Below are 15773 nucleotides of genomic sequence, written 5' to 3' on the forward strand. Positions count from 1 at the left end.
CCATCGATGCAGTCGTGAAGCCTAACCCGCCAGATAGCGCTCGTAGCTCCCCGTCACCGGCTCGCTGGCGTCGACCTCAGGGTCGAGCGTGTAAAGATCCTGCGCGCGGCCGATGCCGCGCAGGGCGTAGCGGCCGGTGGAGACGAGATAGCGCCGCCCAGCGGCATCCAGGCCCTTGTAGAACTCCGCGGAAGCCAGCAGCTCGCGGTCGACCGAACGGCTCATCGAGGCGATGCGACTGACCTCGTTGACGGTCGGGCCGACCACCGTGAAGTCGAGCCGGTCCTCGCTACCGATATTGCCGTAAAAGACCTGGCCGACATGCAGGCCGATATAGGCTGACGTGGTGGGACGGCCATCGGCCTCGCGCCGTTTGTTCAGCGCCGCGACGTTCTTGCGGAACAGGTGCTCGGCGCGAAGCGCTGCGCGCCGTGCATCCGCCATGTCCTCGCCCCAGAACATCGCGAGTACGCCGTCCCCGATCAGCTTGAGCACGTCGCCGCCGGCATCGTGGATCGCGTCGATCACGGCCTGCGCATAATCGTTGAGGAACGGGATGATCTCGTCGGGGCCGATGCTTTCGCTGATCCCGGTCGAGCCGCGCAGGTCGGAGTACCACAGCACGGCGTTGATGCGCTCGGTGACGCCGCGCGAGATGCGCCCGCGCAGCACCTGCTCGGAGGCATCGCGGCCGAGATAGACGCGGCCGAGCGTGCGCACGATGTCGACCTGCTGCGCCGATTTGATCGCGAGCCCCAGCACCGGCACGAGATCGCGCAGCGCTTCCAGCTCGGCTTGGCTGAAGCCGCTGTCGCGCCGCGTGGTCCAGCAGGAATAAAGACAGTCCATCAGGCCGAGCGCGCCGTTCTCGCCAAAGCGATGCACGAAGGCGAGATAGTGCTTGTGGCCTTTTTCGGCGAGTTCGCCGATCTGCGAGAAATCCAGCGACGGCGCATCGGCGAGATCGATCACCATCTCGTCGTCGCCATTCTCGAGCATGTGGAAGAACACCGAGCGGCGCCAGCTCTTGGCGGCGTCGCCGTCGGCGGTCGAGCCGTATTCGAACGCGTCGCTCTCGTTGCTGGCACGGTCGCTCCAGCGGAAGCCGCGGCCTTCATAGATCGGATGCAGCGTGTCGATCACGACCAGCCCGCGCGACAGGTCCAGCCCTTCGGCGCAGCAGCGCTCGCAGAAGCCGCGGAGCAGTTCGTTTTCGGGCAGGCCCGTGAGTCCCTGGCCGGTGAGCCAGTTCATCAGCGCAAGGCGCGAGGTCAATTGCATGCGCCATTATGGCGTGCATTCGTGACGAGCGGAAGGCCACGCGCGAACCTCGTGCATCCGAGGCTCCCGCCCATAGCAGGTCGAATATGCCGCAGCCGCTGTTGACGCGCTGTCATGCCGACTGCAAATGGAACCGATGACACCGCCGACCATAAATACAGGAATATGAGCCAGCGCCAGCTCCCGATTATCCTGGCGCTCGGCACCACGCAGACGCTGGCCTGGGCGTCCAGCTATTATCTGCCGGCGCTGATCGCCGATCCCATGGCGCGCGACCTCGGTGTCTCCTCCAACTGGATCTTTGGCGCGTTCTCGGCTTCGCTGGTGATCTCGGCGATGCTCGGCCCGCGCATCGGGCGCCAGATCGATCTCGTCGGCGGCCGGCAGGTGCTGTCGGCCTCGAACCTGACGATTGCCGCCGGCCTCGCGCTGCTTGGCTTCGCACACTCCATCCCGGGGATGGTATTCGCCTGGCTCGTGCTCGGCATCGGCATGGCCATGGGGCTCTACGACGCCGCGTTCGCCGCGCTGGGCCGCATCTACGGCACCGAGGCACGCAGGCCCATCACCGGCATCACGCTGATGGCGGGTTTTGCCTCCACCGTCGGCTGGCCGCTCACCGCCTGGGGCCTCGCGCATATCGGCTGGCGCGAGACCTGCTTTGCCTGGGCGGCCGCCAACATCCTGATCGGCCTGCCGCTCAACTTCTTCATGCTGCCGGTGATCAAGGGCGCCAGGCAGGCGGCGGCCACGGCCGAGAAGCCGCATCTGCCGCTCGACCGCACCATGCTCCTGCTCGCCTTCATCTTCGCGGCGGTCTGGACCGTCACCGGCGCCATGGCCGCGCATTTCCCGCGCATCCTGGAGACGACAGGAGCCACGCCGGCCGAGGCGATCGCCGCCGGCGCACTGATCGGCCCGGCGCAAGTCGGTGCGCGCATGTTGGAGGCCGGCTTCCTCAGCCGTTTCCATCCGCTGTGGTCGACGCGGCTCGCCTGCCTCACCCACCCGATCGGCGCGGTGATCGTGGCGATCTTCGGCGGCGCTGCGGCAAGCGCCTTCGCGCTGTTCCACGGCTCCGGCAACGGCATCCTGACGATCGCGCGCGGCACGCTGCCGCTGTCGATCTTCGGCCCGAACGATTTCGGCTACCGTCTCGGCATCGTCGGCGCGCCCGCGCGGATGGCTCAGGCGGTGGCGCCGCTGGCTTTCGGCCTCTTGATCGACCTCATGGGCGCCAAGGTGCTGATCGTCTCCTCCGCGCTAAGCCTTTCGGCGCTGGCCGCGCTGTTCCTGATCCGCACCAGGCCGCGGCCGGATTGACGGCGGGGGAGCTTTCGCGCAGAAGCGGGCCATGAGCGAAGACGCCGGCCCGCCCCGCACATTCAAAGGCCTCCTGCGCTGGGCGACCACGCCGCCGCAGGCCTGGGGCGTCTACCTCCTCGCCCTCCTCTTGATCTGGCTGCTCTCGTTCTATGCCGGCACGCTGAAGCCGAAGAGGACGCCGGAGCCGAGCCCGCCCGCGGCGACCGCGCCGAAAGGCTGATCCACGCCTTAGTCGTAAAACTCCGGCGCCATCTTCTGGCTGTCGCGCTGGGCCTTGTCATGGTTGATCCAGAGCTGCCCTTTTTCCTTGGCGAGGGTATCGGCGATCTTCTGCATCGAGGCCGCGCTCTGGTCCTTGTCGACGTTCATGCCGGGCACGCGGCGGTTGTCCCAATTGTCCTTGAAGTGCACGGCATCGCCGGACAGCACCACAGCGCCGGTCTTCGGCAGTTTCACCAGCAGCGACTGGTGTCCCGGCGTGTGGCCGGGCGTCGACAGGATGGTCACGCTGCCGTCGCCGAAGACATCCTTGTCGCCGTTAAGCAGCTCCACCGGATGCGAAGGCTTGAAGCGCGGTGCGTTGTTGGCACCGGGCCAGTCATATTCGGCCTTCTGCACGTAAAGCATGGCCTGCGGAAACAGCTCGACATTGCCGGTGTGATCGGGATGCGTATGTGAGACGGCCATCGCCTTGACGTCCTCCGGCTTGAGGCCGAGCTGTTCGAGCTGGCTGGCCAGCGTCTTCGGCCGCCGCCAGGTGACGGCCTTGGGGTCGGCGGGCACGAGACCGCCAGGCATGGAAGCGACGGAATCGGCGATGCCGGTATCCCACAGGAACCAGCCCTTGCTGTGCTTGACGAGATAGCAGCTGTCGACGAAGTCCATCGTCTTGCCCTCGTTCAGGCCGGGCGTCCAGCGCGAGATGTCGCCGGCGGTGCCCTCGCCGCAATTGAGCACGTAGAGCCTTTCGACGCCGGATTTTTCCGATTGCGCCAGCGCCGCGGGGCCGGACAGGGCCAGTGCAGCGATAAGGAGAGCGAGCTTGGTCCTGCGCATCATTGTTCCTCCCTTGCAGCCGTGCAGGCCGACCGAGGAACAACCCCGGCCGCGCCGCAGAATTCCGGTCTCGTCAATGCGGGCAGGTCTCGACCTCCACCGTGACATGGCTGAGGCCCTTCAGCCCGGCGAGCCGCCGCTTGTAAGCGGCCGGCTGCTTCGGCTGGTCCGACACCACCGAGAGCAGCACGGCACAATGGCCGGGGCCGACCTGCCACAGATGCAAATCGGTGACGCGGTCGTCACCGACCTCCATGCGCGCCCGGATCACCCGCTCCAGCTTCACGTCGGCGCGCACGTCGAGCAGCACCGCACCTGACGACTTGACGAGGCCGAAGGCCCAGCTCGCGATCACCGCGCTGCCGATCAGGCCGACGGCGGGATCGGCCCAGACCCATCCCGAATACATGGCGACCGCGAGCGCTGCGATCGCCAGCACCGAGGTCGCGGCATCGGTCATGACATGGACATAGGCCGCGCGCAGATTGTTGTCGTGATGGTGATGGCCGTGGTGATCATGGTCATGATCGTCGTGCTCATCATGCGCATGGCCGTGCTCATGACCATGATGGTGATGATCGTGGTTGTCGCGCAGCAGCCACGCACTGGCGAGGTTGACGCAGAGACCGAGGGCGGCCACCGCCATTGCCTCACCGTAGACGATCGGCACCGGATTGATCAGCCGCAGCACACTCTCATACGCGATCTCGACCGCGATCAGGCCGAGGATGATCGCACTGGCGAAGGCGGCGAGATCGCCGAACTTGCCGGTGCCGAAGGTGAAGTGCGCATTGCCCAGATGCCGCCGCGCGAAGCGGTAGGCGAAGACGGCAATGCCGAGCGCCGCCGCATGCGTGCCCATGTGCCAGCCGTCGGCCAGGAGCGCCATCGACCCGAACAGCGAACCGGCCACGATCTCGCCGACCATCATGACGAGCGTCAGCAGGACCACGAGCCAGGTGCGCCGCTCGTTCTCGTCGTGCTTTTCGCCCAGGAAGGCGTGGTCGTGGGTCCATTGTTCGATGGAATGGGAATGCATCGAATTCTCCAGGAGATTCAGGTCTGTTGGGATTCAGTATAGCCCGGCGGACAGCAATTTTCGAAGGCGCAATCGTCCGGCGGATTGACAGTGCTTCTTAGTTTCGCTGTAATCTGCCCCATGGGGATTTGAGCGATCTCCCCACGAGGCGACAGGCCCAAGCATCGCGTCCCGTTCAATTCTTGCGAGGACGCAACATGTCTACATTCACAGCGATATCGTCTGACAAATTGGCACGGCTGATCGGCACGGCGAACGGCCCTGCCCTGATCGACGTTCGGACGGAGGAGGATTTTGCCGCCGACCAGCGGCTGATCCCGGGCTCCATCAAGCTCAGCCACGACAAGGTGACGGACTGGGGCGGCGCATTCGCCGGCCGCCGCGCCGTGGTCTCATGCTTCCGCGGCGAGAAGCTCGCGCAGGGCACCGCGGCCTGGCTGCGCCAGCTCGGTGTGCAAGCCGAGACGCTGGAGGGCGGCTTCGAGGGCTGGAAGGCGGCCAAGCTGCCGCTCGTCGACGCCCGCAAGCTGCCGCCGCGCGATGCCAAGGGGCGCACGGTCTGGGTGACGCGGGCCCGGCCGAAGGTCGATCGCATCGCCTGCCCCTGGCTGATCCGCCGCTTCGTCGATCCCCAGGCGGTGTTCCTCTATGTGGCGCCATCCGAGGTGATCGCCGTCGGTGAGCGCTTTGGCGCAGCCCCGTTCGACATCGAGAACGTGTTCTGGAGTCACCGCGGCGAGCTCTGCACCTTCGACGTGATGATCGAGGAGTTCGGCATCGCCACCCCGGCCCTGGTGCGGCTGGCAACATTGGTGCGCGGCGCCGACACGGCGCGGCCGGATCTGGCGCCGGAGGCACCCGGCCTGCTCGCGGCCTCGCTCGGGCTGTCGCGGATGTACGACGACGACCTCGAACAGCTCGAGGCCGGCATGACGCTTTACGATGCCTTCTACCGCTGGTGCCGCGACGCCACCACCGAGACGCACAACTGGCCGACCAACAAGGTGAAGGCGTAATGGACACCCGTAACGTTCAAGCAGGAGCTGATGCCGGTCACGGCATCAGCTTCGGGGAAGCCTTTCGCGTCTGGCTTCGCGTTGCGTCCTTGAGCTTCGGCGGGCCCGCGGGCCAGATCGCGGTGATGCACCGCATCCTGGTCGAGGAGAAGAAATGGATCTCCGAGGGACGCTTCCTGCATGCGCTGAACTATTGCATGCTGCTGCCGGGACCGGAGGCCCAGCAGCTCGCGACCTATGTCGGCTGGCTGATGCATCGCACCGCCGGCGGACTGATGGCGGGTGGGCTGTTCATCCTGCCCGGCATCATCGCCATCATGGGCCTCAGCTACATCTACGCGGCTTTCGGCAATGTCAGCTTCGTCGAGGCGCTGTTCTACGGGCTGAAGGCCGCCGTGCTCGCCATCGTCGTCGAGGCCGTAGTGCGCGTCGGCAAGCGCGCGCTGAAGAACCGCATCATGATCGCGCTCGCAGCCACAGCCTTCGTCGCGATCTTCTTCTTCGCCGTCCCCTTCCCGATCATCATCATCGCCGCCGGCATCATCGGCTATGCCGGCGCGCGGAGCGGCCGGCCCGAATTCGCGCCGGCCGGACACGGCCATGGCGACAGCAATGCGGTGATCGACAGCATGCTCGGCGAAGCCGTGCCCAAGCACGTGCGGCCCAATACGGCGCGCGCGATCCGCGTCGGTGCGCTATGGCTTGCGCTCTGGCTGGTGCCGGTGATCGCGCTGCTCGCTGCCTTGGGCCAGGCCAACGTGTTCAGCCAGATCGCGCTGTTCTTCTCGAAGATGTCGCTGGTCACGTTCGGCGGCGCCTATGCCGTGCTGGCCTATGTCGCCCAGCAGGCGGTCGAGCATTATCACTGGCTGAAGCCGCACGAGATGCTCGACGGCCTCGGCATGGCCGAGACCACGCCGGGCCCGCTGATCATGGTGCTCCAGTTCGTCGGCTTCATGGCGGCCTACCGCGACCCCAGCGGGCTGTCGCCGATGCTGGCGGCGACCCTCGGCGGATTGCTCGCGACCTGGGTCACCTTCACGCCCTGCTTCCTCTGGATCTTCGTCGGCGCCCCCTACATCGAGCGCCTGCGCGGCAACACGGGATTGGCCGGCGCGCTGAGCGCGATCACGGCCGCCGTCGTCGGCGTGATCCTCAACCTCTCGATCTGGTTCGCGCTGCACACGCTGTTCCGCGAGACGGCGCCGGTGCACGCGTTTCCGCTGAACTTCGATAGGCCGGTGCTGACCAGCGTCGACATCCCCGCGCTGCTGCTGTCGATCGCGGCGGCGACGGCGATCTTCCGGTTCAAGCTGGGGATGCTGGCGGTGCTGGCAGGGAGCTGCGCGGCGGGCGTGGCGTTGCGAATGGCGGGCGTGATCTAGGCGTATCCTCGTCGGTTCGTCGCGTCCGGATCGCATCGAGAGTAGACGTTGCAGCCGACAGCGCATCATGACGGCTTTGGGCCATCTGCGGACTCATGCACCGCTGCAATTGTCGTTGCTATTCGATCACCTCGTCGGCGCGGATGAGTAACGAGGTAGGCACAGTGAGACCAAGTGCTTTGGCGGTCTTCATGTTGATGACCAACTCGAATTTGGTTGGCCTCTCTACCGGCAACTCGGAAGGCTTGGTGCCCTTGAGTATCTTGTCCACGTAGCCGCCCGCACGGCGCATCAGATCGCCCGCGTCGGCTCCGTATACCGACAATCCGCCATTGGCGTAATGTCGGAACAAGTACATTGCCGGCAGATGATATTTCGCCGCCAGCGCGATGATTCGCGGAGCCTGGACATAGGTGAGAGGATCACCAAAATCGATTATCGCATCGACGTGCTGAACGGCGGCCGAGGCAAAGGCGGCGTCGAGTTCTTCGGCCGTGGTCGCCTCAACTATCAGCAGAACTATACCGAGTATACCGAGCCTACGAGTCAGGCCGGGTATCTCTTCCGCCAAGTAATGCCTTTGCATTGGGTTGTCGGGATTGACCAAGAGCGCGATCTTCGAGGCGCCGGGTACGAGTTCCCGAAGGATTTCGAGACGTTTAGCGAGGAAATCATCTGGTACCATGGTCGAAAGACCCGTTATGTTGCCACCGGGGCGTGACAGGCCTTGGACGAGGCCAAGCTGCACGGGATCGGCTACCCCCACGAATACAATCGGAATGGTGGCAGTCGCCGATTTCAGGGCCATGGCTGCTTGTGGTCCCGGAGCAACAAGGACATCCGGATTGAGTGCAACCAGGTCGGCGACGGAAGCTGGCAGTCGATCCGGGGGTTGGGAAAAGCGATACTCGATCACCAGATTTTTCCCCTCCACCCAGCCGAGACTTCGCAACGCATCAACGAACACACGCTCGGCTTGGTTTAGGGCCCGCCCGCTCCCATCACCTATGGCAAGAAAGCCAAGTTGACGGCGAGCTCCCTGCGCCCACGAGCGCCTTCGCGAAACGAGCAGTGCCGCAGTAGCCGCTATGAACTCCCGCCGCTTCATCGGATCCTCATCGCAGCTTGAGGACGATGGGAGACAAAGTATCACGTTCGATGGTCGCGCGGACTGCGATGCTGCGTCGCAAGTACGGCGTGTGGCGCAGGACGGCTTTGGGTCAAAGGCTGCCTTGACCAGCTTGCACGGCCTGTTCGGGTCACCGTCAGGAAGCAGACACCGCACCATAAGCTAAGGTCAGCGGCGGGCCACTTGCGGAACATGCATCGCAGCAAACGCTACTCTATTCGATGACTTCGTCGGCGCGAGCGAGGAGATAAGGCGGGATAGTAAGGCCGATGCTCTTTGCTGTTTTGAGATTGATCGCCAGCTCGAATCTGGTGGGCTGTTCGACCGGAAGGTCGGCGGGTCGAGCGCCGTTTAGAATTTTTCCTGTATAGTCGGCAAGCTGACGCTGAACATCGGTAATGCGAGGCGAATAACTCATAAGGCCGCCGGATTTGACAAAAAAAGACCATTCATAAGTCGCGGGGATCCGATACTGCTCGCACAACGCTGCGAGTTGCTCTCGACGTGCAATATAAAATGCATCTGGACTGACGAGAAGCGCGGCATGCTTCCGGTTTCTGACTTCGCCGAAGGCAGCAGCAATTTGCTCGTCCGTACTCGCCTTCAGGACGTGAATTTCTCGGCCAAGCGACTTGGCCGCAGCTTCGGCATCCGAAACCACTACATTCGCATTTGGATTTGTTGGATTTACCAGCATGGCGATCGTTCCGCCTGCCGGCGTCAACTCTGCCAACAGCTCAAGTCGCTTGGCGGTGAGTTGCGGAGTGTACATGCTCACGCCGGTTGCATTTCCTCCCGGCCTGTTCAAACTGGAAACAACGCCAAGATGTACCGGGTCCATGGCAATCGCAAACACGATCGGAATCGTCTTAGTCGCTGCCGTTGTCGCCAAAACTCCGTTCGTACCAGTGGCGGCGACGATCACCTGGACGCGATCCCGAATGAGACCTGCAATCAAGTCCGGAAAGCGATCATACTTTCCATCAGCGAAGCGGTACTCGATCGCCACGTTCTGGCCTTCTACAAAGCCGTTGGTGCGGAGACCATCCCGAAAGGCGACGAGCAGTTCCTTGCTCTTGTCGGCTGTGTCGAAGCCGAGATAGCCAATTGTTGGAAGCGTGCCCTTTTCCGCGTATGCCGCGCAAGGCGAGATAATTGTTGCGATCAGGAAAAGCGCAATCAAATGTCGCCGCTTCATTGGAACCCTCAAGGTCGTGAGAGCACGGTAGTTCCTGTCGAGGATAGATCAATGAGAAGCCAGCGGGGGTGACCGTCGGCGCCACTTCATCGCTCCAGCGTGGCGAGATAGGCGGCGAGCGTCAAAAAATCTGCCTCGTTGAGCGCTTTGACGACGTCGATCATCGGCTTGCTCTCCGGCCCAGCGCGGAAGCCGTGCCGGTATTCGTAGAGCTGGCGGAAGATGTAGGTCGGCGAGCGCCCGGCGATGCCTGGCACGACGTTCGTGCCGGTCAGCTTGTCGCCGTGGCAGGTGGCACAAGCGATTTCGGGCCTTGCGGCCAGCTCGCGGCCGGCAGCCACGCTGCCTGTCGGCACGTAGGCGGTAAAGCGAACTCGCGCGTCGCGGTTGACGAAGCGGCCGACGTCAGCCGGCGTCTCGACGATGCGCGCGCCGATCGGCTCGCGTTCATCGCCTTTGGTGACGAAGAACCAGCCGGCGACGGTAGGCTTCGGCACGGTCTCAGTCTCCACCACATCGACCAACTTCCTTGGCTTGATGGCGGCGAAATATTCTGCCGCCGCCTTAATCTCATCGTCGTTCGCCGCCTTCGCAAGCGAGATCATCCATGCTTGCGGAACGCGGTCGGGCAATGCCGTCGAGCGTTTGCCGCTCCTGTAGTCGTGCATCTGCTGAATAAAATAGGAAACCGGCAGGCCAGCGATGTCGGCGTTCTCCGGACCACCCGTGCCAGAGGCACGATGGCAGAAGCCGCAGGCGTAGACGTCAGGCTGGCGACCGCTCGCCACGACTGCCGGCATCATCGGATGGTCACCTGGGTGCCAATCCGGCGCCAGGAAGCGATCGCGCGTTTGTGGGACCGTATAGCTCGCCGTGCTGTCGGGAACGCGGCGAGGTTGACCGTCATCCGGCGGCGGCTTGAAGTCGGGCGGGTTGTAAGTGTAGGCCCAAAACGGTGGCTTCTCGGTGACCTGCGCGTGCGCGCCCGCCGTACCTACGAGAATTATGGTCAGTGCACCTGCCGCCCGAGCGGCCGCTCCCAATCGCACCATGTTCGTCTCCGGCTTATCTGCCCAGACGGAACAGGTAGATTAACCACGAATCCGCGCTGAAACAATTGGCTTTCGTGGCGATTCAGGGCCGCATGCCCGTCGGGCACCACAGTCGGTCAGTTTGACCATGCCGCCTGTCAAGCCCCGTCGCTGAAAATATTCCGCTTTACCGAAATTCGGATTTGTCGTACATACAAAACACCCTGACCCGAGACGAGGGGCGGATCGCGATCGTCACGAACCGCGGGCTGGGCAGCGATGGACGCGACGGCGTCGGGCGCAACGGGCATTGCAGGGCGGGACACCGTGAGCAATCGCCTTTCCGCGCATACGACCCGACGCTGACAGCGTCTTCGCATGGCTTCGGGGGCGAGCACACGCCACCCCCCGGATTCCCAGCGAGGACGTGCGGGGACGGAGAAGTCGTGTGGTCCCGACGCCCGGGGTCTGTGCGTCAAGTCTTGCGGTGATGTGGCGGCCCGACCGGGCGCGCGCATCGATATTCGCAAGGCGACGGGGGCAATAGCGCAACGCCCCCCGAGGAGAGCACGAAGGACACCGTTAAAACCATTCGCGCAGGGAAGGCCGGGCGACCGGCACACCTGTGGTCCACCCCGTGTGCATTTGTATCGCGCACGGATCTCGGGTGCCAGCCGGCGCCCGGCCTTCCCTGCGCCCTTGTCATTTTCGAGGGCGTGCGAGACGCAAACCTCGGGCGAGACGCGCCGCGAGAAGGCGAAAGTGTGACTGCTGTTTGAAGTGTGAATTGGAGAGCGACGGCCTCGCCCCTGGCTCAGTCATTGCGAGCGCAGCGAAGCAATCCAGAGTCTTTCCGCGATGGGGATTCTGGATTGCCTCGCTGCGCTCGCAATGACGATGTGGAAGCCGCGAGCCCCACCCTCGATGTCATCGCCCGGCTTGACCGGGCGATCCAGTACTCCGAGACGGGCGTGATCGAAAAGAAAGGCCGCGGCGTACTGGATGCCCCGGTCCCGGCTCCGCCAAGGCTATGCCGAGGCCCAGGGAGTCACTCGGCGCGCCGGAGCTTCAGCGAAGGCGGCAAGCCGGGGCATGACACCAACTTTGTGGATACTATCGCATCATCATCCGCGCGATCGCTTCCCCGATCACCACCGTGGTGAGATGCGTGTTGGCGCGGCAGTCCGACGGCATGATCGAGGCGTCGGCGACGCGCAGGCCCGAGATGCCCTTCACACCGCCATCGGGATTGACCACACCATGGGCATCGCCGGGGCCGCTCATGCGGCAACTGCCGGCGGCATGCTGGATGTCGCCGGTCTCACGGCGCAGCACCGCGTCGAGCTCGCGATCCGGCAGTGATGCTGCCTGCGGCAGCGTCAGGTCGGTGTCGGCGAGCCGGATCCAGTCGGCAATGCCTGACAGCGCCGGCTGGGAGGTGATCACGGCGAGCCGCTTCACCGCATCCATCATGCGCAGCATGTCGCGGGGATCGGCCAGCATGTTCTCCTCGACGACGGGATCGACCGCGGGATCGGTCGAGGCCAGCTTCAGCGTTCCACGCGAATAGGCATTGAACAGGCCCGCGCCGATCGCGCCCGGCACGCCGATGCCGCGGTGATTGAAGGCGATCAGGATCATGTCGCGCTTGCCGCCGTCCGCAAGCCCCGAGGAATAGCTCACGCAGCAATTGGTGTGGCGGGTGTCCGGATCGGTTGGCCGCAGGTTTTCGTGGAGCTGGATGGTGGCGCGAAACAACGGATGGTCGAAGTAGTGCTTGCCGACCGGCAGGTCGCGCTCGACCGCAATCCCCATCGCCTTCAATTCCTCGGCCGGCCCGATGCCCGAGCGCAGCAGGATCGCCGGACTGTGGATGGCGCCGGCACACAGCACGATCTGCCGGGCGCTGATCTCGCTGGTGCCCTGCCCCTCGATATGGACGCGGACGCCGGTCGCCCTTCCGTCGCTGATCAGGACGCGATCGACCAGCGCATGGCCGCGAATTTCGAGATTGGCGCGGCCGCGCGCGGGCTCGAGATAACCCTCATTGGTGCCGATGCGCCGGCTGTCGCGGCTGTTGATGGGATAGCAGGCAACGCCCTCGCCGTCGGGGCCGTTGAGATCGGCGCACCAGGGATAGCCGCTCGCAAGCGCGGCATCGCGCAAGCCGCGATCGATCGGTCCCCACTTTTCCGGTGGCGCGCGATAGACCGGCAGCGGTCCGCCGCGGCTGTGGCCTGCGGCATCGCCGAATTCGAGATCGTCCTCGATCACGGAGAATAACGGCATCACCTCCCTGGCCGACCAGCCGGAGCAGCCATTGGCGGCCCATTCGTCGAAGGCGTCCGCGACGCCGCGAATGGCAATCTGGCCGTTCATCATCGAGGAGCCGCCGAGCCCCTTGCCGCGCCAGTAGAAGCGCGGCTCCTGCCCCGCCACCCGGCGCGTCAGGAGATCAGGCCACTGCCATTTCTCCTGGTACTCGCGCTTGTGGATGATCGGGATCGGATTCGGCGTCCGCACCTCCCACGGCGCCTCGTCGGCACGCCAGTCCAGGCCCGCCTCCAGCAGCAGGACGCGCCGTGCGGGATCCTCAGACAGCCGAGCCGCAACAGCAGCGCCAGCGGAGCCGCCGCCGACAACAATGACATCGTACATCGCGTTAGGTCTCAACATTCCAGAACACCGGCGTCGTGAACGGTATCAGACCGCGCTGGGCGGTGGAATGCGAATTGGAGAGCGGCGCTGTCGCAGCTCGTCATTGCGAGCGCAGCGAAGCAATCCAGAGTCTTTCCGCAGAGGCAGACTGGATTGCTTCGCTGCGCTCGCAATGACGGTGTGGGCGCAGGCGCGCGTCGCACCACTACCGTCACCGCCCGGCTTGACCGGGCGATCCAGTATTCCAGAGACGCCAGTGATTGAGCGGAGAAGCCGCGGCCTACTGGATGCCCCGGTCAAGCCGGGGCATGACACCAATGTTGTGGCAGCAGTGCGTCCTGCCGCCCTACCCGATCACCTTGCCGAACTTGTTCGACTTCGGGAAACCCTTCGGCGGCAGGCGGCCGGCGTCGGCGCGGGTGCCTTGCCACTCCGCGAGCTCCTTCATGGTCGCGCTGAATTCGCGCCCCGCAGAGTCCTTCCAGGTGAGGCCCGCCTTGGCCTCGAACACGACGACGTCGGAGAGGCCGCCGTCCTTGTACTTCTGCAGGCGCACGCCGCGGCCGCGCGCCATTTCCGGCACCTGATCGAGCGGGAAGACGAGCATCTTGCGGTTCTCGCCGATGACCGCGACGGTATCGCCGATCACCTCGGTGACCGTGCGCGCCTCGTTCGGCATGTCGACGTTGAGGACCTGCTTGCCCTTCTTGGTGGTGCCGACGCAATCGTCCTCGTTGACGACGAAGCCCTGGCCCTCGTGGCTCGCGACCAGGAATTTGCGTCCGCCCTTGTTGACGAACAGCGCGACGGGCGCCGCTTCCTGCTCGAGATCGATGAAGAGGCGGATCGGCTCGCCGTGGCCGCGGCCGCCCGGGAGCTTTGCGACATCGAGCGAGTAGAACTTGCCGTTGGTGGCAAACAGCAGCAGCTTCGAAGTGGTCTCCGCGAAGAAGGCGAAGCCGAGCTTGTCGTCCTGCTTGAAGGCGAGCCCCGAGAGGTCCTCGACATGGCCCTTCATGGTGCGGATCCAGCCCTTGTCCGAGACGACGACCGTCACCGGCTCGCGCTCGACGAAGGCTTCCTCGATCGCGGCCAGATCGTGCTCGGGCGCGTCGGCGAAGGTGGTGCGGCGCTTGCCGAGCGGCGTCTTCGGCCCGAACATGTCGCGAACCTTGCCGACCTGCTCGCCGACCTTCTTCCATTGCTCGGCTTCCGAGGCGAGCACTGCGTTGATGCCCTTGAGCTCGGCACGGAGATTCTTGTCCTCGGTGCGGATCTCCATTTCCTCGAGCTTGCGCAAGGAGCGCAGCCGCATGTTGAGGATGGCTTCGGCCTGCACCTCGGTGAGCTTGAACTCCTTCATCAAGGCCGGCTTCGGCTCATCCTCGGTGCGGATGATCTTGATCACCTTGTCGATGTTCAGATAGGCGATGAGGAAGCCGCCGAGCACTTCCAGCCGGTGCTCGATCTGCGCCTTGCGGTAATTGCTGCGCCGGATCAGCACGTCGCGCAGATGGTCGAGCCATTCGCGCAAGCACTCCGCGAGCCCCACCACCTTGGGCACCTTGCCCTTGATCAGCACGTTGAGGTTCAACGGGATCTTGTTTTCGAGCTCGGTGAGCCGGAACAGCGATTCCATCATCAAGGCGGGATCGACGTTCTTCGACTTCGGCTCGATCACGATGCGGACGTCTTCGGCCGACTCGTCCCTGATGTCGCCGACCAGCGGCAGCTTCTTCTGGTCGAGCAGCTCGGCGACCTTCTCGATCAGGCGCGACTTCTGCACCAGAAAGGGAATCTCGGTGACGACGACGACCCAGGAGCCCCGCGCGCCCTCCTCCTGCTCCCACCTGGCGCGAACGCGGAACGAGCCGCGGCCGGTGGTGTAGGCTTCAGCGATGGCCTGCTTGGAATCGACGCAGATGCCGCCGGTCGGGAAGTCCGGGCCCTTCACCCACTTCATCAGCGCCTTGGATTTGGCGTCGGGCTTCTCGATCAGATGCAGCGCGGCGTCGCAAAGCTCTGCGGCGTTGTGCGGCGGGATCGAGGTCGCCATGCCGACCGCGATGCCTTGCGCGCCGTTGGCGAGCAGGTTCGGGAAGCCGCCGGGCAGCACGACCGGCTCCTTCGACTGGCCGTCGTAATTGGCGCGGAACTCGACACCGTCCTCGTCGATGCCGTCGAGCAGAAGCCGCGCGACGTCGGTCATGCGCGCTTCGGTGTAGCGGTAGGCGGCGGGGTTATCGCCGTCGATATTGCCGAAATTGCCCTGGCCGTCGACCAGCGGATAACGCGAGGAGAAATCCTGCGCGAGGCGGACCATGGCGTCGTAGATCGCCTGGTCGCCGTGCGGATGGAACGAGCCCATCACGTCGCCGACGATTTTGGCGGATTTCTTGAAGGCCGTGCCGGGATCGAGCCTGAGCAGGCGCATGCCGTAGAGGATGCGCCGGTGAACCGGCTTCAGGCCGTCGCGCGCGTCGGGCAGCGCGCGGTGCATGATGGTGGAGAGCGCATAGGCGAGATAGCGCTCTTCCAGCGCTTCACGCAGCGGCACCTCGTGAATTTCGGCCGGCTCTTGCGGCGGAATCAATCGTTTTCCCATGCCGCCCGGTTAAACCGTGGAAGCGAATCGGGCAAGGATGGATTGGTTC

Annotated in this window: 12 protein-coding genes; 4 read left to right on the forward strand and 8 right to left on the reverse strand. The window is 64.5% G+C overall.

What is annotated here, in order from left to right; all coding sequences use genetic code 11:
- Positions 1–21: 21 nt before the first annotated feature.
- The gene (locus tag IVB26_RS23510; RefSeq protein ID WP_247967609.1) at positions 22–1281 is read right to left on the reverse strand and encodes an adenylate/guanylate cyclase domain-containing protein; all 1260 of its coding nucleotides are present in this window, start codon (positions 1279–1281) and stop codon (positions 22–24) included.
- Between the two features lie 165 nt (positions 1282–1446).
- Here IVB26_RS23510 and IVB26_RS23515 point away from each other — a divergent pair, with 165 nt between their 5' ends.
- A complete protein-coding gene (locus IVB26_RS23515) occupies positions 1447–2604 on the forward strand; it encodes an MFS transporter (protein ID WP_247973259.1) in 1158 nt (385 codons plus the stop codon).
- Between the two features lie 31 nt (positions 2605–2635).
- A complete protein-coding gene (locus IVB26_RS23520) occupies positions 2636–2827 on the forward strand; it encodes a hypothetical protein (RefSeq protein WP_247967610.1) in 192 nt (63 codons plus the stop codon).
- An 8-nt stretch (positions 2828–2835) separates the two neighbouring features.
- Here the strand turns inward: IVB26_RS23520 and IVB26_RS23525 are convergent, their stop codons facing one another.
- Positions 2836–3666: an N-acyl homoserine lactonase family protein gene (locus tag IVB26_RS23525; protein WP_247967611.1), complete on the reverse strand. Its 831-nt coding sequence runs from the start codon at positions 3664–3666 to the stop codon at positions 2836–2838.
- A 70-nt stretch (positions 3667–3736) separates the two neighbouring features.
- Entirely contained in the window at positions 3737–4702 is a 966-nt protein-coding gene (dmeF, locus tag IVB26_RS23530) for a CDF family Co(II)/Ni(II) efflux transporter DmeF (RefSeq protein WP_247967612.1), read from the reverse strand.
- Positions 4703–4899: 197 nt separating this feature from the next.
- Between dmeF and IVB26_RS23535 the strand changes: the two genes are divergently transcribed.
- Positions 4900–5718 carry a chromate resistance protein ChrB domain-containing protein gene (locus IVB26_RS23535; RefSeq protein ID WP_247967613.1) on the forward strand — a complete coding sequence of 273 codons (819 nt, stop codon included), beginning with the start codon at positions 4900–4902 and terminating at the stop codon, positions 5716–5718.
- Entirely contained in the window at positions 5718–7103 is a 1386-nt protein-coding gene (chrA, locus tag IVB26_RS23540) for a chromate efflux transporter (protein ID WP_247967614.1), read from the forward strand. Before IVB26_RS23535 ends, chrA begins: the two co-directional genes overlap by 1 nt.
- Before the next feature lie 118 nt (positions 7104–7221).
- On the opposite strand, the gene IVB26_RS23545 is transcribed toward chrA, so the two are convergent.
- From IVB26_RS23545 to parC, 5 genes are all read right to left on the reverse strand, one after another.
- Positions 7222–8211, reverse strand: a complete 990-nt coding sequence (locus IVB26_RS23545; protein WP_247967615.1) for an ABC transporter substrate-binding protein — start codon at positions 8209–8211, stop codon at positions 7222–7224.
- 235 nt (positions 8212–8446) lie between these two features.
- Positions 8447–9430: an ABC transporter substrate-binding protein gene (locus tag IVB26_RS23550; protein WP_247967616.1), complete on the reverse strand. Its 984-nt coding sequence runs from the start codon at positions 9428–9430 to the stop codon at positions 8447–8449.
- Positions 9431–9516: 86 nt separating this feature from the next.
- Positions 9517–10482, reverse strand: coding sequence for a c-type cytochrome (locus tag IVB26_RS23555; RefSeq protein WP_247967617.1), 966 nt, complete (start codon positions 10480–10482; stop codon positions 9517–9519).
- Between the two features lie 1092 nt (positions 10483–11574).
- A complete protein-coding gene (locus IVB26_RS23560) occupies positions 11575–13119 on the reverse strand; it encodes a GMC family oxidoreductase (protein ID WP_247973260.1) in 1545 nt (514 codons plus the stop codon).
- A 346-nt stretch (positions 13120–13465) separates the two neighbouring features.
- Positions 13466–15724, reverse strand: a complete 2259-nt coding sequence (gene parC, locus IVB26_RS23565; protein WP_247967618.1) for a DNA topoisomerase IV subunit A — start codon at positions 15722–15724, stop codon at positions 13466–13468.
- Positions 15725–15773 lie beyond the last annotated feature (49 nt).

It is taken from the genome of Bradyrhizobium sp. 195 (genome assembly GCF_023101665.1).
Lineage (GTDB): Bacteria > Pseudomonadota > Alphaproteobacteria > Rhizobiales > Xanthobacteraceae > Bradyrhizobium.